The following is a 17,413-nucleotide window of genomic DNA, read 5'->3' on the forward strand; positions in this document are numbered from 1 at the left end:
GCCGCCGCCACGGCGCGCGGGCCCCTACTGCCCGCCGTCCCCGCCGTCGTCCCCGCCCCCGCCCCCGTCGCGCCGCCGGCTCGACCGGCTGACCCCGCGGGCCAGTTCGCCCGCCGCCAGGGTCGCCGAGGCCACCCCGCGGGTCCAGCGAGGGCCGCCCCGGGCGGCCCAGACCACGCAGCCGCAGCCCATGGCGGCCAGCACGACAAGGACGGACAGGATCACGATGGTCACGGTGCTGCTCCTCGGTCAGTCGACGACGGCGGCGAGCCGTCTCCGGCAGTGTTCCAGGTATCCCGCGAGCGCCAGTTCGAAGGCCGCGTCCGTCCGGCTCTCGTCGATCGCGCCCAGCGCCCGCGCCAGCCTCGGCGTGGCCGTCTCGTCGGCCAGCTCCCACATCTTCTCGGGCGCCGCCATGTCGAGCGCCGAGCCGAGCACCAGGTTCTCCATCGCGATGATCACCGGCATCACGTCCGCCAGCGGGAAGCCCGCGTCCAGGAGTCGCCCGACCGCCTTCTCGTACTGCACGAGCACCTTCGGCGCGCGGACCGGCGAGGTGGTCAGCATCGGGATCGCGCGCGGGTGCGCGGCGAAGGCGGCGCGATAGGAGCGGGCCCAGGCGCCCATGGCCTCGTCCCAGGGCTCCCGGTCGAGCGAGCCGCCGTCGATCGCCGAGCAGACCCGCTCCCGCAGCAGCTCCACTATGCCGTCCCGGCCGTCCACATGGTGGTACACCGAGGCCGTCTGCACCCCGAGCCGCCGGGCGATCGCGGGCACGCTGAAGTCCCCCCGCTCATCGACGAGTTCGAGCGCCACCGTGGTGATGCGCTCCCGGTCGAGGAGGGGTGTGCGCGGCCGGCCCATGCAGGTCTTCTCCCAGTTCAGGTCTTCCCGAATCGTCGGGCACGAGGCTACATTGCGCCAACCGAAAGGCTTTAGGTTTCCTGCTCCTGCCGCAGAAGGGCCTCCCCACCCATGTCGTCCCGCACCCCCGACGAGCCGCCCGGACTGAGAACCGGCACCCTCAGCACCGCCGACATCTCCTTCTTCGTCGTCTCCGCCGCCGCCCCGCTCACCGTCATGGCCGGCGTCGCCCCCATCGCCCTCGGACTCGGCGGCATCGGCGCCCCCGCCGGCTACCTCCTGGCCGGCATCACCCTCGCCGTCTTCGCCGTCGGCTTCACCACCATGAGCCGGCACGTCCGCGGCGGCGGCGCCTTCTACGCGTACATCGCCCGGGGACTCGGCAAGCCCGTCGGCATCGCCGCCGCGCTCATCGCGATGGTCGGCTACAACGGCATGGAGATCGGCGTCTACGGCCTGCTCGGCTCCGCCACCGCCGACACCACCCACGCCCTGTGGGGCGTCGACACGCCCTGGCTGCCCATCGCCCTCGCCGGACTCCTCGTCATCTGGTACGGCGGCTACCGCTCCATCGACTTCGGCGCCAAGGTCCTCGGCGTCCTCCTCGTCGCCGAGACCGGCATACTCGTCCTCCTCGCCGGCGGCGTCCTGCTCGACGGCGGCGCCACCGGCGAACTCTCCCTCGGCTCCTTCGCCCCCGGCAACGTGCTCGTCCCTGGCACCGCCGCCGTCCTCGCCTTCGCCTTCTCGGCCTTCACCGGCTTCGAGTCCACCGTCATCTACCGCCGCGAGGCCCGCGACCCCGACCGCACCATCCCCCGCGCCACCTACATCGCGGTCGCCTTCCTCGGCCTCTTCTACGCCTTCGTCGTCTGGACCGTCATCCAGGCGTTCGGCGAGGACCGGGTCGTGGCCGCCGCCGCCCAGGACCCCGGCGGCCTCTTCTTCGCCGCCATCACCACGTACGTCGGACCCTGGGCCGCCGACCTGATGCACGTCTTCATCGTGACCAGCATCATCGCCTCGCTGCTCGCCTTCCACAACGCGATCAACCGCTACGCCCTCGCCCTCGCCGAGGAGGGCGTGCTGCCCGCCGCGCTCGGCCGGATCCACCCCCGCCACCGCTCCCCGTACGTCGCCGGGGCCGTCCAGACCGCCCTCGGCGCTGTCGTCGTCCTCGGCTTCGCCGCCGCGGGCGCCGACCCGTACGCCCAGCTGCTGCTCTGGGTGAACACCCCAGGGATGCTCGGGCTGATGGCGCTGATGCTGCTCGCCGCCCTCGCCGTCGTACGCCACTTCCGCCGCGTCCCGCACACCGAGGGCGCCCTGCGCACCCTGGTCGCCCCCGGCACCGCCGCCGTCCTGCTGGCCGTCGCCATCTACCTGGTCGCCTCCAAGGTCCAGCTCTTCACCGGCGCCTCCGCGACCGTGGACACCGTCCTCGTCGCCGTCGTCCCCGCCGTCTTCCTCCTCGGCCTCCTCCTCGCCCACCGGCTGCGCCGCACCCGCCCGGAGATCTACGCCCGCTTCGCCGAAGAACCCCCCGCCGATCAGCCCACCGCCCCCCTGGAATCCGGAGCCCCCTCGTGTCCGCAGAGCACACCGCGCCCGACCTCCTCCTCGTCGGCGCCCGCCTCCGTACCCCCGCCCTCTCCCGCCACACCGCTGTCGCCGTCCGCGACGGACTGATCACCGCCGTCGGCGACGACACGGACGCCCGCGCCTGGCGCGGCCCCCGCACCGAGGTCGTCGACCTCGGCGGCGCCACCCTCACCCCCGGCCTCACCGACGCCCACAGCCACCCGGTCTGGGGCCTGGAGATGGCCGAGGGCACCGACCTCTCGGCCGTCACCGACCTCGACGGGCTGCGCGCCGCGCTCCGCGCCGCCGAGCGCCGCGAGGGCTGGATCGTCGGCTTCGGCCTCGACCACAACGTCTTCGCCGGCCGCCCCATCCACCACGAGCTCATCGAGGAGGCGATCGCCGGAGCCCCCGCCTTCCTGCGCCTGTACGACGGGCACTCCGCCCTCGCGAGCGCCGCCGCGCTGCGGGCCGCGGGCATCGACGGGCCGCGCGCCTTCGACCAGCGCTCCGAGATCGTCTGCGACCCGGCGGGCCGCCCCACCGGACACCTCAACGAGCACGCCGCCATGGAGCTGATGGACCCGGTGCTGCCCGCCCGGCCGTTCGCCGAGCGCCGCGACCGGCTCGTCGAGCTGCTCGGCGCCATGGCCGCCACCGGGCTCACCGGCGCCCACGTCATGGACCTCGGCGGCCCCGACGTACCCGGCCTGCTCGCCGCCGTCGAGGAGGCCGGCGAGTTGCCCGTACGGCTGCGGCTGGCCCCCTGGTGCATGCCCGGGGCCACGGCGGAGGAGCTGGACGAGCTGGTCCGGCTCCAGGACCGGGCCGGGCGGCGCTGGCGGATCGGCGGCGTCAAGTTCTTCATGGACGGCACCGTCGAGGGCGGCACCGCCTGGCTGGAGCACGCCGACTGCCACGGCCAGGGCACCGACGCCTTCTGGCCCGACCCGGCCGCGTACGCCGCCGCCGTACGGCACCTGCACCGCGCCGGGGTCGGCACCGCCACCCACGCCATCGGCGACGCGGCCGTCCGGCACGTCCTGGACACCGTCGAGTCCCTCGGGTCCGCCCCCGGCCCCCGGCACCGCGTCGAGCACATCGAAACGGTCCCCGACTCCCAGCTGCCCCGCTTCGCGGCCCTCGGCGTCGTCGCCTCGATGCAGCCCCCGCACACCGCCTACACCCGCGCCGACCACACCGACGAGTGGTCCAAGCGCCTCGGCGAGGAGCGCGCCGACCGGGCCTGGCGCTGCCGGGACCTCCGGGACGCCGGGGCGCACCTGGCCCTGGGCTCCGACTGGCCCATCGCGCACTACGACGCCCGGCAGGTGCTGGCCACCGCCCAGGCCCCGCGCGGGGCGGCGGCGGCCAGGCCCGGCCTGACCGGCCTGATGGCCCTGGAGGGCATGACCACCCACGCGGCCTTCGCGGCGGGCGAGGAGCACCTGACGGGCCGCGTCGCCCCCGGCCACCGCGCCGACCTCACGGCCTTCGCCCTGGACCCGACGGAAGCCCCGGCCGACGAGACGGCCGAGGCTCCTGTCCGACTGACGGTGACCGGCGGGCGGATCAGCTTCCGGGCTGAGGCGTAAAGAGGGTCTCTGGACGCAGACACTCGGTGGGCCCGAGGACGCGCTTTCGAGGGCCCACCACGGTTGCGGCCTTGCGTGTGGCTCTTCGTGGCGACATACAGCGAACTGCCGCCGTTCACCAGCCACGATTGCTACTCTCCACGAACCGGCGGCACGCGAAGCTCCGGAACGTTGAGATGGCCAACCCCGGCGAGGCCAGGCTCACAGCAGAGGGTGTGGTGCACCCGCTTCGCGGAATTCGAGCCCGATCACGTTCACGGTCGTCCTCGCAGCTGTCCGGGCAGCAGCATGATGGAGGCATCGACCATGCCCTGTTCACGTCATCGAGCCTGGGCCGCAGAGCGGTCCGCATTCACCGGTGAGAGCCACACTGCCGCCGCATTGGGTACCGGGCGCGACGGGGACCTGGGGATGGATTCCCAGATTCCCGCGCAGCGGCGGCTCAGAGCGCTGTTGGCTCTCGCGGTGCTGAACTGTGGCCCTCGCGCCGCCTGGCTCTCGGAGACCTGCCTCTACGAGCTGAGCCTGTACACCTTCACGGTGTCACCACGCCGGGACGATCTGGTCCTGATCTCAAAGGCCGCTGGCAACATCGCCCATCGGCTGGTTCTGGGGAAGCACAAGTCCGATGTGCTGTGTCTGCCCGGAATGCGGCTGCTCGACGACCCGGACGAGGCCATCCGGATGATCCACCTGCCGACCGGTGCACGCGTGACGACGACCAGCCGCAGCAGGGGTACCGGAGGCGGCCCCTCCTACAACCCGCGCTCGTGGATGCGCCCGGACCAGCCGCTTACGCCACGAGAAGAGGAAGCCCTCGGCTCCCTGCCTGCCATGACTCCCGATGCCGAGGTGCTGCTCGGAGCGCTCGCCTCGCGCCTCTGGCTCCGCGACCCGATCGGAGCCTGGGCGATCGGAGGGTGGTTCAACCCGCCTCCGAGCCGAGATCGAGGCTCGGTGCGCTCACGAGGGCACTCACGTCGCCTCGACGGCAGCGGCGATCACTGGGAGCTGGAGTGGACGTCGTACCCGTACCCGGAAGATCTTGTGGCAGCGCTCACCCATCCGCGAGCAGGGCTTCGAGGCGTGAGGGCGGTCCCCGACACGGGGAGAACACAGCTCGTATACGGGACGGCTCGGCTGACGCTCATCCCTGGCCCTCTCCAGCGGAAGCCCGGCATGACCACTTCGCATATCTGGTACTGACAGGGCCGGCTCACCGCACGTGGCGCAGCCGCCTGCCGTCATGGCTGCGCACGTGTGGGCCCCCGCCGTCGAGGGCGTCGAGCAGGCGGATCGCGTAGACCTCGCTCATGCGCTCCTCGATCTCCGCCGGAGTGAGCCAGCCGACTGCCGTCGACTCGGCCGAGGTGCGCTCGCTGCCGCCCGAGGGCTTGCAGCGGAAGACCAACGCGACGATTCCACGGGAGGTGTTCTTGTAGACGCCGGTCAGTTCGTCGACCTCGACATGGATGCCGGTCTCTTCCCAGACCTCGCGGATCACGCCCTCTTCCGGCGACTCGGACAGTTCGAGCACCCCGCCCGGCGGTTCCCACGTTTTGTTGTCCGCCCGGCGGATCGCGAGGACTCGGCCGTCCTCGCGCACGACGGCTCCGGCCACGGACACGGAGTGCAGCGGCGTTGACCCGGCTTCCTGAGGGCTGTTACTCATGTGCAGGAGCTTACGAGGGTGAGGAGGACCGTGGAGAATTCCGCAGGTGCCGGCCGGGCCGTGCCCCGGTACGTGCAGATCGCCGACGAGATCGTGCAACACATCCGGGCCGGCGTGCTGAAGCCCGGCGACATGGTGCCGAGCGAGTCCGAACTCGTGGAGCGGTACGGGGTTTCGGGCGGCACGATCCGTAAGGCGATGGTGGAGGTCCGTGCGAGCGGCCTGGTCCACACGCGCCACGGCAAGGGATCGTTCGTGAAGGACCGGCCGCCGGTGAGATCGCGGTCGTCGGACAGGTTCCGGGCATCGCACCGGCGTGGTGGCAGGGCTGCCTACCTGGCCGAGTCGGAGCAGGCCGGGGCGACGGCGAAGGTCAGCGTGCTCTTCGTCGGCCCGGTGGCGGCACCCGATGAGGTCGCCGAGAGGCTCGGGGTGGAGTCCGGAAGTCAGGTGCTGGCCCGTCGGCGGTTGTACTTCCGCAACGGAGTGCCGGTGGAGACGGCGACGTCCTACCTTCCTTGGGATGTGGTGAGGGACATCCCCGAGCTGTTCGCCGAGAATCCCGGCCCCGGCGGCATCTACGCCCGCCTCGAAGACGCGGGGCACGCGTTCGCCGAGTTCGTCGAAACGCTCCAGGCCAGGTCGGCGGCGAGAGCCGAAGCCTCAGAGCTGGGTCTCGGCTCCGGGGCACCCGTGATCCACCTCGTGAGGGAGGCGATCACGAGTACGGGACGGGTGGTGGAGGTCTGCGACACCCTCATGGCGGCTGACCAGTTCGTTCTCAGCTATCGCATTCCGGCTGTGGACTGAAGGGCCACCACAACGCGCCGCTGCCCACCGCATGCTCACTCCTGCGGTGGGTTGACTCAAGTGGGCGGGCCGGGCACTCTTCGAGAACTCACTCATATACATGAGTGAAGGACTTCATCCTCTGTAGAGGAGTGTGCTCGTGACTCGTCAGGACGCCGACGTCGTTCAAGATGGGGCCTGCCCGCATGACCCTGCGGGTGTCCCGGGACTCTGGACGCACCTGGGGACCGTTCATCACCGTTTCCGAAGACGTCGCCTTCGACCCTCTCGGGAACCCCGGCCGCTATCCCGCCTGCGCCTGCCCCCGCTGCCGTCATTCGAGCTGTACGGCCTCCCTGCGGCTGCCCCTTCGCTTACTGGACGCTGCCGTGACACGGCTCCGCGACCCGGCTCTCGACCAGACGGTGTACTGCTCCTTGGACGCGCACCCGCACGGACACCACTTCGCCGCCCTTGAGTCCCTGGACGTCCGCTCGGCCCTCTGGGCCCGTTGGGCGGGGGCGGGGGCGGAGGCCGACCTGGTCGAACTTCGGGACTGCACCACGCGAGGGCGTTCTCCGGAGCGCGAGGCGTGTGCGCTCTTCGCCGGTCATCCCGGCCCGCACCTCCCCGACCGATCGCGATGACGACAGGGTCTCCGAGGTGGGGAGCCGTCCCGCCAGGCGGTGTGAGCCGGCGATCTCGCCCCTGCTTCCAGAGGCGAGAGCTTTCAGTTACCGGAGCTGACCCGCTGCCCCTGCCCGGTCTCCGCCGACACGGCACGGCCCGCCGCCGGTCCCCCCTGCGCGACCGGGAAGGCCGGCTCGACCAGCTTCGGGAGGTGGTGGGGGCGGGAGCCGTACCAGAGGTAGGAGACGGTGAAGCCGAAGGCCAGGCAGATCATGCCGCCGACCGCGTCCATCCAGAAGTGGTTGGCGGTGGCCACGATGACGACCAGGGTCGCCGTCGGGTAGAGCAGGCCGAGGATCCGCGCCCAGGGCGCCTTCGCCAGCAGGAAGATGGTGACGCCGCACCACAGCGACCAGCCGATGTGCATCGACGGCATCGCCGCGTACTGGTTCGACATGTGCTTGAGGTTGCCCGAGGCCATCGAGCCCCAGGTCTCGTGGACCAGCACCGTGTCGATGAAGTTCTGGCCGTTCATCAGGCGCGGCGGGGCCAGCGGGTACAGGTAGTAGCCGACCAGGGCGACGCCGGTGGTGGCGAACAGGACGGTGCGGAACGCCGCGTAACGGCCCGGCTGCCAGCGGTACAGCCACACGAGCACGCCGATCGTCACGACGAAGTGCAGCGTGGCGTAGTAGTAGTTCATGCCCACGATCAGCCAGGTCACCGAGTTCACGGCGTGGTTGACGGTGTGCTCGAAGGCGAGCCCGAGGGAGTGCTCGGTCTGCCAGATCCAGTCGGCGTTCTTGAGCGCCTGGGCCTTCTGCTCCGGCACCGCGTTGCGGATCAGGGAGTAGGTCCAGTAGCTGATCGCGATGAGCGCGATCTCGAACCAGATCGTGGGCCGGCGCGGTGTCCGCGCGCGCAGGCGCGCCAGTCGGCCGCCTGTCACGATGGGTGACGACGGGGTCGTCCGGTCTTCCAAACTCTTCACGGTCGTTTCACCCATGGGAGAAGAGTCTGCCAGATCCCGTTCCACCGACCGATCATCCCTCGGTCGGAGACGGGGCGCACCCGCTCCGACCCAGGACGGACCTCAGTCCCGTACGGGAGCCGAGGCCGTTGAACCGCGAACGACCAGCTCCGGCATGAAGACGAACTCGCTGTGCGGGGCCGGGGTGCCGCCGATCTCCTCCAGGAGCGCCCGCACCGCCGCCTGCCCCATCGCCTGCACGGGCTGGCGGATGGTGGTCAGCGGCGGATCGGTGAACGCTATGAGCGGGGAGTCGTCGAAGCCGACCACGGACACGTCCTTCGGCACCTGGAGCCCCTGCTGCCGGGCGGCCCGGATGGCGCCCAGCGCCATCATGTCGCTGGCGCAGACGACGGCGGTGCAGCCCCGGGCGATCAGCGCCGAGGCCGCCGCCTGGCCGCCCTCCAGGGTGTAGAGGGAGTGCTGGATGAGGTCCTCGGACTCCTCGGGGGTCAGCCCGAAGCGTTCCTGCATCCCCTTGCGGAAGCCCTCGATCTTGCGCAGCACCGGCACGAAGCGCTTGGGCCCGACGGCCAGCCCGATCCGGGTGTGCCCGAGCGCGGCGAGGTGGGTCACCGCGAGGACCATGGCCGCCCGGTCGTCGGGGGAGACGAAGGGGGCCTGGATCCTGGGCGAGAAGCCGTTGATGAGGACGTACGGGACGCCCTTGCCGCGGAGCTGGTCGTAGCGGGTGGTGTCGGCCGTGGTGTCGGCGTGCAGCCCGGAGACGAAGATGACGCCGGCCACCCCGCGCTCCACCAGCATGTCGGTGAGCTCGTCCTCCGTGGACCCGCCGGGGGTCTGGGTGGCGAGCACCGGGGTGTATCCCTGCCGGGTGAGGGCCTGCCCGATGACCTGCGCGAGCGCGGGGAAGATCGGGTTGTCCAGCTCGGGGGTTATCAGGCCGACGAGTCCGGCGCTGCGCTGGCGCAGGCGTACGGGGCGCTCGTAGCCGAGCACGTCGAGTGCGGCGAGCACGGATTCGCGGGTGGCCGCGGCCACACCGGGCTTGCCGTTGAGCACGCGGCTGACTGTGGCCTCACTGACCCCCGCCTGGGCTGCGATGTCGGAGAGCCGCGCGGTCATGGGAGTGGACTGTACCGCCCGCCCGTCGGATTGCCCACACAGCTCGGGTTCCGGCCGCCCGCGACCGCCCGGCGCCGGGCTTTCGCAAGTTCTTGCAAGCGGGGAAGGGGCTCCGGGGCTGTCAAGCGGCCTGTCGGCAACCTTCAGGACACGCAAATGTAACGATCGCCGGGTCTTGCAGAAAGTTCCCGCAAGGTCTTTCGGCTCGTTTTCATCCCTGTTACGTTCCTGGCAACCCGGGGCGCCGCGAGGGAGCGGTCGCATGAGGAGGCTTTCCGGACCCTCGAACCATCCGGGATCAGTTGAAGGAGTTCACATGCGGCGTGGCATAGCGGCCACCGCGCTGGTCGCGGCCCTGGGTGTGTCCCTGGCGGCGTGCGGAAGCGGCGACGGTTCCACCGGCGGCGGCTCGAACGGCTCGGGCGAGCTGTCGGGCACCGTCACCTGGTGGGACACCTCCACCGTCGGTTCCGAGGACAAGGTCTTCAAGAAGCTCGCCGAGGACTTCACGAAGAAGCACCCCAAGGTCACGGTCAAGTACGTGAACGTGCCCTTCGGCGACGCCCAGAACAAGTTCAAGAACGCCGCCCAGTCCGGCTCCGGCGCCCCCGACGTGATCCGCTCCGAGGTCGCCTGGACCCCGGACTTCGCCAGCCTCGGCTACCTCGCCCCGCTGGACGGCACCCCGGCCCTGAAGGACCAGGACGACTTCCTCAAGCAGGCCGCCGCCTCCACCAAGTACGACGGCAAGACCTACGCCGTCCCGCAGGTCATCGACTCCATGGGCGTCTTCTACAACAAGAAGATCTTCAAGGAGGCCGGCGTCGAGGTCCCCAAGACCGTCGACGAGCTGAAGGCCGTCTCCAACAAGATCAAGCAGAAGACCGGCAAGACCGGCCTCTACCTGCGCGGCGACGACGCCTACTGGTTCCTCTCCTTCCTTTACGGAGAGGGCGGCGACATGGTCAACGCCGACACCAAGACCGTCACGATCGACAACGCGGCCGGCGTCAAGGCGTTCAAGACCGTCCGGGACCTCGTCGACTCGGGCGCCGCCAAGACCGACGCCACCGACGGCTGGAACAACATGCAGACGGCCTTCAAGGACGGCCAGGTCGCCATGATGATCAACGGCCCTTGGGCCGTCACCGACACGTACGCCGGCAAGGAGTTCGCCGACAAGGCCAACCTGGGCATCGCCCCGGTCCCGGCCGGCTCCGCCGGACAGGGCGCCCCGCAGGGCGGCCACAACCTCGCCGTCTACGCGGGCTCCAAGAACCTCGACGCCTCCTACGCCTTCGTCGAGTACATGAGCTCGCCCGAGGCGCAGGCCCGCGTCGCCAAGGAGCTCAGCCTGCTCCCGACCCGCACCTCGGTCTACGGCAAGAGCGACGTGGCGATGAACGAGCAGATCAAGTTCTTCAAGCCGGTCGTCGACAAGGCCGTCGAGCGCCCCTGGATCCCCGAGGGCGGCAGCCTCTTCGCGCCGCTGGTCACCGAGTACACCAAGGTCATCACCGACCAGGCCACCCCGGAGCAGGCGGCCAAGACCGCGGGCGAGTCCTACCGCAAGCTCCTGAAGGACTGGAAGTAACGAGGAAGCGGGAAGGAAGGCGGACCGGCTGATGGCTGTGGACACCAGCAGCCAGTCGGTGGCGAAGGCCGCGGGCGACGACGCCCGCGGCCCGCGCCGCGGAACTGGCAAGGGGCAGGGGGCTGCGCGGCGATCGCTCGCCACGCACTGGTACGCCTGGGCGATGGTCGCCCCGGTGGTGATCGTGATCGGCGTGATCATCGGCTATCCGCTGGTCCGCGGCGTGTGGCTGTCGCTCACCGACGCCAACGAGCGCAACGTCGAGCGCTCCATCGGCGTCAACCACATCCCCGCGACCTACGAGTTCGTGGGTGTGGACAACTACGTCGACGCGCTCACCGGGAGCCAGTTCCTCGCCACCCTGGGCTGGACCCTGGTGTGGACGGTCTCCTGCGTCTCGGTGACCTTCGCCCTCGGCCTCGGCCTCGCCAACCTGCTCAACCGCCGGATCGCCGGCCGCTCCGTCTACCGGATGCTGCTGATCCTGCCCTGGGCCGTGCCCGGCTTCGTCTCCGTCTTCGCCTGGCGCTTCCTCTACAACGAGGACAACGGCCTGCTCAACAAGCTCCTCGCGGGCGGCGGCATCGACGCCGTCCCGTGGCTGAACGACCCGACCTGGGCCAAGTTCTCGGTCATCGCCGTCAACGTCTGGCTCGGCGTCCCCTTCATGATGGTCGCCCTCCTCGGCGGGCTCCAGTCCATCCCCGGCGAGCTCTACGAGGCCGCCGAGATGGACGGCGCCGGCGCCCTCCAGCGCTTCCGGCACATCACGATGCCCGGACTGCGGTCGGTCTCCACGACGGTGGTGCTGCTCTCCACCATCTGGACCTTCAACATGTTCCCGGTGATCTTCCTGCTCACCCGGGGCGGACCCGGCGAGGCCACCCAGATCCTGGTGACCCAGGCGTACAAGTTCTCCTTCGAGATCAGCCCGCGCGACTACGCGCAGTCCTCCACCTGGGGCGTGCTGATCCTGATCCTCCTGATGGTCTTCGCCGCGGTCTACCGGCGAGTCCTCCGCAAGCAGGGAGAAGTCTGGTGACCACGACCACCCCCGCCGCCACCGCCGCCACGGCCGAGGCCCCCGCCGCCAAGGCCCCCGCGAACGCGCCGCGCCGCGGCCGCCGTTCGCCGCTCAGCTCGACCGCGCTCCACCTCGCCCTGATCGCGGCCTCCGTGATCGCCGTCTTCCCGGTGCTGTGGGTGCTGCTGACCTCGCTCAAGCCCGCGAAGTTCGCGACCACCACCGACTTCTTCAAGCAGACGACGTTCGAGAACTACACGAACCTGCTGAACGACACCCCGTTCCTCACCTGGTTCGGGAACTCGCTGCTCGTCGCCGCCCTCACCACCGTGCTCGGCGTCTTCGTCTCCTCCACCACCGGCTACGCCGTCAGCCGCTTCCGCTTCCCCGGCAAGCGCGGGCTGATGTGGACGCTGCTGATCACCCAGATGTTCCCGGTCGCCGTCCTCATCGTGCCGATCTACAACATCATGGCCTCGATGGGCCTGCTCAACAGCCCGACCGGCCTCGTCGTCACCTATCTGACGATCGCCGTGCCGTTCTGCGCCTGGATGATGAAGGGCTTCTTCGACACCATCCCGCGCGAGATCGACGAGTCGGGATACGTCGACGGCCTCACCCCCTTCGGCACCTTCTGGCGGCTCATCCTGCCGCTCGCCAAGCCGGGCATCGCGGTCACCGCCTTCTACTCGTTCATCACCGCCTGGAGCGAGGTCGCCTACGCCTCCGCTTTCATGGTCGGCGACGAGAACCTGACCCTCGCCGGCGGACTCCAGAAGTTCGTCAACCAGTACGGCGCCCAGTGGGGCCCGATGTCCGCGGCCTCCGTGCTCATCGCGATCCCCGCCGCCCTGGTGTTCCTCGTCGCCCAGCGCCACCTGGTGACCGGCATGTCCGCCGGCGCCGTCAAGGGCTGAGCCGGACACCGCGCCGGCCCCTCACGACTCCGACTCAAGGAAGACATGACCCAGCATCTCGCCCCTCCCGCCGACGCCGCACCCACCACCGGCACGCAGTCGGGCTGGTGGAGAGACGCGGTGATCTACCAGGTCTATCCGCGCAGCTTCGCCGACGGAAACGGCGACGGCATGGGCGACCTGGAGGGCGTACGCGGCCGGCTGCCGTATCTGAAGGAGCTCGGCGTCGACGCCGTCTGGCTCTCGCCCTTCTACGCCTCCCCGCAGGCCGACGCCGGCTACGACGTCGCCGACTACCGGGCCATCGACCCCATGTTCGGCACCCTCCACGACGCCGACGCCCTCATCCGCGAGGCGCACGCGCTGGACCTGCGGATCATCGTGGACCTCGTCCCCAACCACTCCTCCGACCGGCACGAGTGGTTCCAGCGCGCCCTGCGCGAGGGCCCAGGCTCCCCGCTGCGCGAGCGCTACCACTTCCGCCCCGGCCGGGGCGAGGACGGCGAACTCCCGCCCAACGACTGGGAGTCCATCTTCGGCGGCCCCGCCTGGACCCGCACCGAGAACCCCGACGGCACCCTCGGCGACTGGTACCTCCACCTCTTCGCCGCCGAGCAGCCCGACTTCAACTGGGACCACCCGGCCGTCCACGACGAGTTCCGCTCCATCCTGCGCTTCTGGCTCGACATGGGCGTCGACGGCTTCCGCGTCGACGTCGCCCACGGCCTCGTCAAGGCCCCCGGCCTGCCCGACATCGGCAGCCACGACCAGCTCAAGCTGCTCGGCAACGACGTCATGCCCTTCTTCGACCAGGACGGCGTCCACGAGATCTACCGCTCCTGGCGCAAGGTCCTCGCGGAGTACGACGGGGAGCGCGTCCTCGTGGCCGAAGCCTGGACCCCGACCGTCGAGCGCACCGCCCACTACGTGCGCCCCGACGAGATGCACCAGGCGTTCAACTTCCAGTACCTGGGCACCCACTGGGACGCCGCCGAGCTGCGGCAGGTCATCGACGCCTCGCTCGCCGCGATGATCCCCGTCGGCGCCCCCACCACCTGGGTGCTGTCCAACCACGACGTCACCCGGCACGCCACCCGCTTCGCCAACCCGCCGGGCCTCGGCACCCAGCTGCGCACCCCCGGCGACCGGGAGCTCGGGCTGCGCCGGGCCCGCGCGGCCACCCTGCTGATGCTGGCGCTGCCCGGCTCCGCCTACGTCTACCAGGGCGAGGAGCTCGGCCTGCCCGACGTCACCGACCTGCCCGACGAGGTCCGCCAGGACCCGTCCTTCTTCCGGGCCACCGGCCAGGACGGCTTCCGCGACGGCTGCCGGGTGCCGATCCCGTGGACCGTCGAGGGCTCCTCGTACGGCTTCGGGGCCGGCGGCTCCTGGCTGCCGCAGCCCGCCGCCTGGGGCGCGCTCAGCGTCGAGGCGCAGACCGGCGCCCCCGGCTCCACCCTGGAGCTGTACCGCGAGGCGCTGGCCGTGCGCCGCGCCCGGCCCGGACTCGGTGCGGGCGAGGCCGTCGAGTGGCTGGAGGCGCCCGAGGGGGTGCTGGCCTTCCGCCGCGACGGCTTCGTCTGCACCGCCAACACCACCGGCCGGGCCATCTCCGTCCCGCTGCCCGGCCGGTTCCTCCTCTCCAACGAGCCCGTCTCCCCCGGGGAGGGCGTGGTGGAGCTGCCCGCCGACACCACCGTCTGGTGGGCGGTGTGACGGTCCCTCCGCCCCGGGGCGCCGGCAACGGCGCCCCGCGGCTCACGGACATCGCCGCCCAGTCCGGGGTGAGCGAGGCCACCGTCAGCCGCGTCCTCAACGGCAAGGCGGGGGTGGCCGGCGCGACCCGGCACAAGGTGCTCGCCGCGCTCGACGTGCTGGGCTACGAGCGTCCCGTACGGCTGAAACGGCGCAGCGCGGGCCTGATCGGCCTGGTCGTGCCCGAGCTGACCAACCCCATCTTCCCGGCGTTCGCGCAGGTCGTGGAGCAGGTCCTGGCCGGGTACGGCTACACGCCGGTGCTCTGCACCCAGATGCCCGGCGGGGCCACCGAGGACGAGCTGGTCGAGCAGCTCGTGGAGCGCGGGGTGGCGGGCATCGTCTTCCTGTCCGGGCTGCACGCGGACGCCACCGCCGACCCGGCCCGCTACACCCGGCTGGCCGCGCGGGGTGTGCCGTTCGTCCTCATCAACGGCTTCAACGAGCACATCGACGCCAATTTCGTCTCGCCCGACGACCGGGCCGCCGCCAGGATGGCCGTACGGCACCTGGTCGAGCTCGGCCACGAGCGGATCGGCCTCGCCATCGGCCCGACCCGCTACGTGCCCTCCCGGCGCAAGGCGGAGGGCTTCGCGGCCGAGCTGCGCGAACAGCTCGGCGTCGAACGGGCCGAGGCCGAACGCTTCGTGCGGCCCACCCTGTTCGGCGTCGAAGGCGGGCACGCCGCCGCCGACCTGCTGCTCGCCGAGGGCTGTACGGGCATCGTGTGCGGCTCGGACCTGATGGCCCTCGGGGTGGTCAGGGCGGCCCGCGCCCGGGGGCTCGACGTGCCCAGGGACGTGTCCGTGGTGGGCTTCGACGACTCCCCGCTCATCGCGTTCACCGACCCGCCGCTGACCACCGTGCGCCAGCCGGTGCAGGCGATGGCGACGGCGGCGGTCGGCGCGCTCTTGGAGGAGATCGAGGGAAACCCGGTGCAGCGCACGGAGTTCGTGTTCCAGCCGGAGCTCGTCGTGCGCGGCTCCACCGCGCAGGCGCCGCAGCCGCAGCAGCGGCCGCTCGCGTAACTCCTCGCGCACTCCCTCGCCTTGCGGTGTCCGGAAGGGTTGACCGCACGCCTGTACGCCCCTACGGTCGCGGCTGAAAACAGTTGCTGTCAGTTTCGGCAACTTCTTGCGAACCCGCTCTTGCGACAGGGACGTCGTACAGGAGGAAACATGGCAAGAAAGACCGTGGCCGCTGCACTCGCCCTCGTGGCGGGAGCCGCTGTGGCCGTCACGGGCACCCCGGTGGCCGAGGCCGCGGCCCCCGGGGCCAAGGACGTCACCGCGGTGATGTTCGAGTGGAACTTCGCCTCGGTGGCCCGGGCCTGCACCGACCAGCTGGGCCCCGCGGGCTACGGCTACGTGCAGGTCTCCCCGCCCCAGGAACGCATCCAGGGCCCGGCGTGGTGGACCGCCTACCAGCCCGTCAGCTACAAGATCGCCGGTCCGCTCGGCGACCGCACCGCCTTCAGGAACATGGTCGACACCTGCCACGCGGCAGGGGTGAAGGTCGTCGCCGACTCGGTGATCAACCACATGGCCAACGCCTCCGGCACCGGGACCGGCGGCACGAGCTTCTCCAAGTACGACTACCCGGGCCTCTACTCGGGCGCCGACATGGACGACTGCCGCGCCACCATCTCGAACTACCAGGACCGGGCCAACGTCCAGAACTGCGAACTCGTCGGCCTGCCCGACCTGGACACCGGCGAGGACTGGGTGCGCGGCCGGATCGCCGGCTACCTCAACGACCTGCTCTCGCTCGGCGTCGACGGCTTCCGCATCGACGCCGCCAAGCACATGCCGGCTGCCGACCTCGCCAACATCAAGTCCCGCCTGACGAATCCTTCCGTCTACTGGAAGCAGGAGGCCATCTACGGCGCCGGAGAGGCCGTCTCGCCCGGCGAGTACCTCGGCAACGGCGACGTCCAGGAGTTCCGCTACGCCCGCGACCTCAAGCGGGTCTTCCAGGGCGAGAAGCTCGCCTACCTCAAGAACTTCGGCGAGGCGTGGGGCTACATGCCCTCCGGCCAGTCCGGGGTCTTCGTCGACAACCACGACACCGAGCGCGGCGGCGACACCCTCAGCTACAAGAACGGCGCCGACTACACCCTCGCCTCCGTCTTCATGCTGGCCTGGCCCTACGGCTCCCCGGACGTCCACTCCGGCTACGAGTGGACCAACAAGGACGCGGGCGCCCCCAACGGCAACCAGGTCAACGCCTGCTACAGCGACGGCTGGAAGTGCCAGCACGCCTGGCGCGAAATAGCGTCCATGGTCGGCTTCCGCAACACCGCGCGCGGCCAGGCCGTCACCGACTGGTGGGACAACGGCGGCAACGCCATCGCCTTCGGCCGAGGCGCCAAGGCGTACGTGGCCATCAACCACGAGGGCTCCGCGCTCAGCCGCACCTTCCAGACCTCGCTGCCCGCCGGCTCCTACTGCGACGTGCAGACCAACACCCCGGTGACCGTGAACACGGCCGGGCAGTTCACCGCCACCCTCGGCGCCAACACCGCGCTCGCCCTGCACACCGGCGCCACCGGCTGCGGCGGCGGCCCGACCCAGCCCGCCACCGCCGGCGCCGACTTCAACGTCACCGCCACCACCAGCGTCGGCCAGGACATCTACGTCACCGGCAACCGCCCCGAGCTCGGCAACTGGGCCCCCGCCGCCGCCGTCAAGCTCGACCCGGCCGCCTACCCCGTCTGGAAGCTGGCCGCCACCCTGCCCGCGGGCACCGCCTTCGAGTACAAGTACCTCCGCAAGGACGCCGCCGGGAACGTCACCTGGGAATCCGGCGCCAACCGCACCGCGACCGTCCCCGCCGCCGGCCGGACCGTCCTGAACGACACCTTCCGCATCTGACCC

The 17,413-nt window shown here is 70.9% G+C and carries 15 protein-coding genes; 10 read left to right on the forward strand and 5 right to left on the reverse strand.

What is annotated here, in order from left to right:
* Positions 1 to 24 precede the first annotated feature (24 nt).
* Both AB0C99_RS27530 and AB0C99_RS27535 read right to left on the reverse strand, forming a co-directional pair.
* The gene (locus AB0C99_RS27530) at positions 25 to 234 is read right to left on the reverse strand and encodes a hypothetical protein (protein WP_362480340.1); all 210 of its coding nucleotides are present in this window, start codon (positions 232 to 234) and stop codon (positions 25 to 27) included.
* Between the two features lie 15 nt (positions 235 to 249).
* On the reverse strand, positions 250 to 864 hold the full coding sequence (locus AB0C99_RS27535) for a TetR/AcrR family transcriptional regulator C-terminal domain-containing protein (RefSeq protein ID WP_362480343.1): 615 nt from the start codon (positions 862 to 864) through the stop codon (positions 250 to 252).
* A 111-nt stretch (positions 865 to 975) separates the two neighbouring features.
* Between AB0C99_RS27535 and AB0C99_RS27540 the strand changes: the two genes are divergently transcribed.
* The 3 genes from AB0C99_RS27540 (at position 976) to AB0C99_RS27550 (ending at position 5,246) form a co-directional block, all read left to right on the forward strand.
* Positions 976 to 2,553: an APC family permease gene (locus AB0C99_RS27540; protein ID WP_362480345.1), complete on the forward strand. Its 1,578-nt coding sequence runs from the start codon at positions 976 to 978 to the stop codon at positions 2,551 to 2,553.
* Positions 2,451 to 4,040, forward strand: a complete 1,590-nt coding sequence (locus AB0C99_RS27545; RefSeq protein WP_362480347.1) for an amidohydrolase — start codon at positions 2,451 to 2,453, stop codon at positions 4,038 to 4,040. Before AB0C99_RS27540 ends, AB0C99_RS27545 begins: the two co-directional genes overlap by 103 nt.
* A gap of 411 nt (positions 4,041 to 4,451) precedes the next feature.
* On the forward strand, positions 4,452 to 5,246 hold the full coding sequence (locus AB0C99_RS27550; RefSeq protein WP_362480350.1) for a hypothetical protein: 795 nt from the start codon (positions 4,452 to 4,454) through the stop codon (positions 5,244 to 5,246).
* Between the two features lie 10 nt (positions 5,247 to 5,256).
* On the opposite strand, the gene AB0C99_RS27555 is transcribed toward AB0C99_RS27550, so the two are convergent.
* Complete coding sequence (locus AB0C99_RS27555) at positions 5,257 to 5,712, reverse strand: NUDIX domain-containing protein (protein ID WP_362480352.1); 456 nt, start codon at positions 5,710 to 5,712, stop codon at positions 5,257 to 5,259.
* A gap of 72 nt (positions 5,713 to 5,784) precedes the next feature.
* Here AB0C99_RS27555 and AB0C99_RS27560 point away from each other — a divergent pair, with 72 nt between their 5' ends.
* Positions 5,785 to 6,522 carry a GntR family transcriptional regulator gene (locus tag AB0C99_RS27560; RefSeq protein ID WP_362480434.1) on the forward strand — a complete coding sequence of 246 codons (738 nt, stop codon included), beginning with the start codon at positions 5,785 to 5,787 and terminating at the stop codon, positions 6,520 to 6,522.
* Positions 6,523 to 7,231: 709 nt separating this feature from the next.
* Here the strand turns inward: AB0C99_RS27560 and AB0C99_RS27565 are convergent.
* Positions 7,232 to 8,137 carry a phosphatase PAP2 family protein gene (locus AB0C99_RS27565; RefSeq protein WP_362480355.1) on the reverse strand — a complete coding sequence of 302 codons (906 nt, stop codon included), beginning with the start codon at positions 8,135 to 8,137 and terminating at the stop codon, positions 7,232 to 7,234.
* 87 nt (positions 8,138 to 8,224) lie between these two features.
* On the reverse strand, positions 8,225 to 9,247 hold the full coding sequence (locus AB0C99_RS27570) for a LacI family DNA-binding transcriptional regulator (protein ID WP_362480357.1): 1,023 nt from the start codon (positions 9,245 to 9,247) through the stop codon (positions 8,225 to 8,227).
* A 316-nt stretch (positions 9,248 to 9,563) separates the two neighbouring features.
* On the opposite strand from AB0C99_RS27570, the gene AB0C99_RS27575 reads away from it, so the two are divergent.
* The 6 genes from AB0C99_RS27575 to AB0C99_RS27600 all read left to right on the forward strand — a co-directional run bounded on the left by AB0C99_RS27575 (position 9,564) and on the right by AB0C99_RS27600 (position 17,410).
* The gene (locus tag AB0C99_RS27575) at positions 9,564 to 10,841 is read left to right on the forward strand and encodes an extracellular solute-binding protein (RefSeq protein ID WP_362480359.1); all 1,278 of its coding nucleotides are present in this window, start codon (positions 9,564 to 9,566) and stop codon (positions 10,839 to 10,841) included.
* A gap of 31 nt (positions 10,842 to 10,872) precedes the next feature.
* A complete protein-coding gene (locus AB0C99_RS27580; RefSeq protein ID WP_362480362.1) occupies positions 10,873 to 11,883 on the forward strand; it encodes a sugar ABC transporter permease in 1,011 nt (336 codons plus the stop codon).
* Positions 11,880 to 12,782 (forward strand): carbohydrate ABC transporter permease, encoded by a 903-nt coding sequence (locus AB0C99_RS27585; RefSeq protein WP_362480364.1) that lies wholly within the window; start codon positions 11,880 to 11,882, stop codon positions 12,780 to 12,782. Before AB0C99_RS27580 ends, AB0C99_RS27585 begins: the two co-directional genes overlap by 4 nt.
* Positions 12,783 to 12,827: 45 nt before the next feature.
* Positions 12,828 to 14,498, forward strand: coding sequence for a glycoside hydrolase family 13 protein (locus tag AB0C99_RS27590; protein WP_362480367.1), 1,671 nt, complete (start codon positions 12,828 to 12,830; stop codon positions 14,496 to 14,498).
* Positions 14,486 to 15,565: a LacI family DNA-binding transcriptional regulator gene (locus tag AB0C99_RS27595; protein ID WP_362480370.1), complete on the forward strand. Its 1,080-nt coding sequence runs from the start codon at positions 14,486 to 14,488 to the stop codon at positions 15,563 to 15,565. The genes AB0C99_RS27590 and AB0C99_RS27595 overlap by 13 nt, the downstream gene beginning before the upstream one ends.
* A 150-nt stretch (positions 15,566 to 15,715) precedes the next feature.
* Positions 15,716 to 17,410: a carbohydrate-binding module family 20 domain-containing protein gene (locus tag AB0C99_RS27600; RefSeq protein WP_362480373.1), complete on the forward strand. Its 1,695-nt coding sequence runs from the start codon at positions 15,716 to 15,718 to the stop codon at positions 17,408 to 17,410.
* The last annotated feature ends 3 nt before the right edge of the window (positions 17,411 to 17,413 follow it).

Origin of the sequence: Streptomyces sp. NPDC048659 (assembly GCF_040650575.1) — a bacterium.
GTDB lineage: Bacteria > Actinomycetota > Actinomycetes > Streptomycetales > Streptomycetaceae > Streptomyces.

Excerpts from the sequence above, each read along its gene's own strand:
- AB0C99_RS27555 (WP_362480352.1), bottom strand. The coding sequence starts at position 5,712 with ATGAGTAACAGCCCTCAGGAAGCCGGGTCAACGCCGCTGCACTCCGTG.
- AB0C99_RS27565 (WP_362480355.1), bottom strand. The coding sequence starts at position 8,137 with ATGGGTGAAACGACCGTGAAGAGTTTGGAAGACCGGACGACCCCGTCG.
- AB0C99_RS27550 (WP_362480350.1), top strand. The coding sequence starts at position 4,452 with ATGGATTCCCAGATTCCCGCGCAGCGGCGGCTCAGAGCGCTGTTGGCT.
- AB0C99_RS27575 (WP_362480359.1), top strand. The coding sequence starts at position 9,564 with ATGCGGCGTGGCATAGCGGCCACCGCGCTGGTCGCGGCCCTGGGTGTG.
- AB0C99_RS27580 (WP_362480362.1), top strand. The coding sequence starts at position 10,873 with ATGGCTGTGGACACCAGCAGCCAGTCGGTGGCGAAGGCCGCGGGCGAC.
- AB0C99_RS27570 (WP_362480357.1), bottom strand. The coding sequence starts at position 9,247 with ATGACCGCGCGGCTCTCCGACATCGCAGCCCAGGCGGGGGTCAGTGAG.
- AB0C99_RS27540 (WP_362480345.1), top strand. The coding sequence starts at position 976 with ATGTCGTCCCGCACCCCCGACGAGCCGCCCGGACTGAGAACCGGCACC.
- AB0C99_RS27535 (WP_362480343.1), bottom strand. The coding sequence starts at position 864 with ATGGGCCGGCCGCGCACACCCCTCCTCGACCGGGAGCGCATCACCACG.
- AB0C99_RS27600 (WP_362480373.1), top strand. The coding sequence starts at position 15,716 with ATGGCAAGAAAGACCGTGGCCGCTGCACTCGCCCTCGTGGCGGGAGCC.
- AB0C99_RS27590 (WP_362480367.1), top strand. The coding sequence starts at position 12,828 with ATGACCCAGCATCTCGCCCCTCCCGCCGACGCCGCACCCACCACCGGC.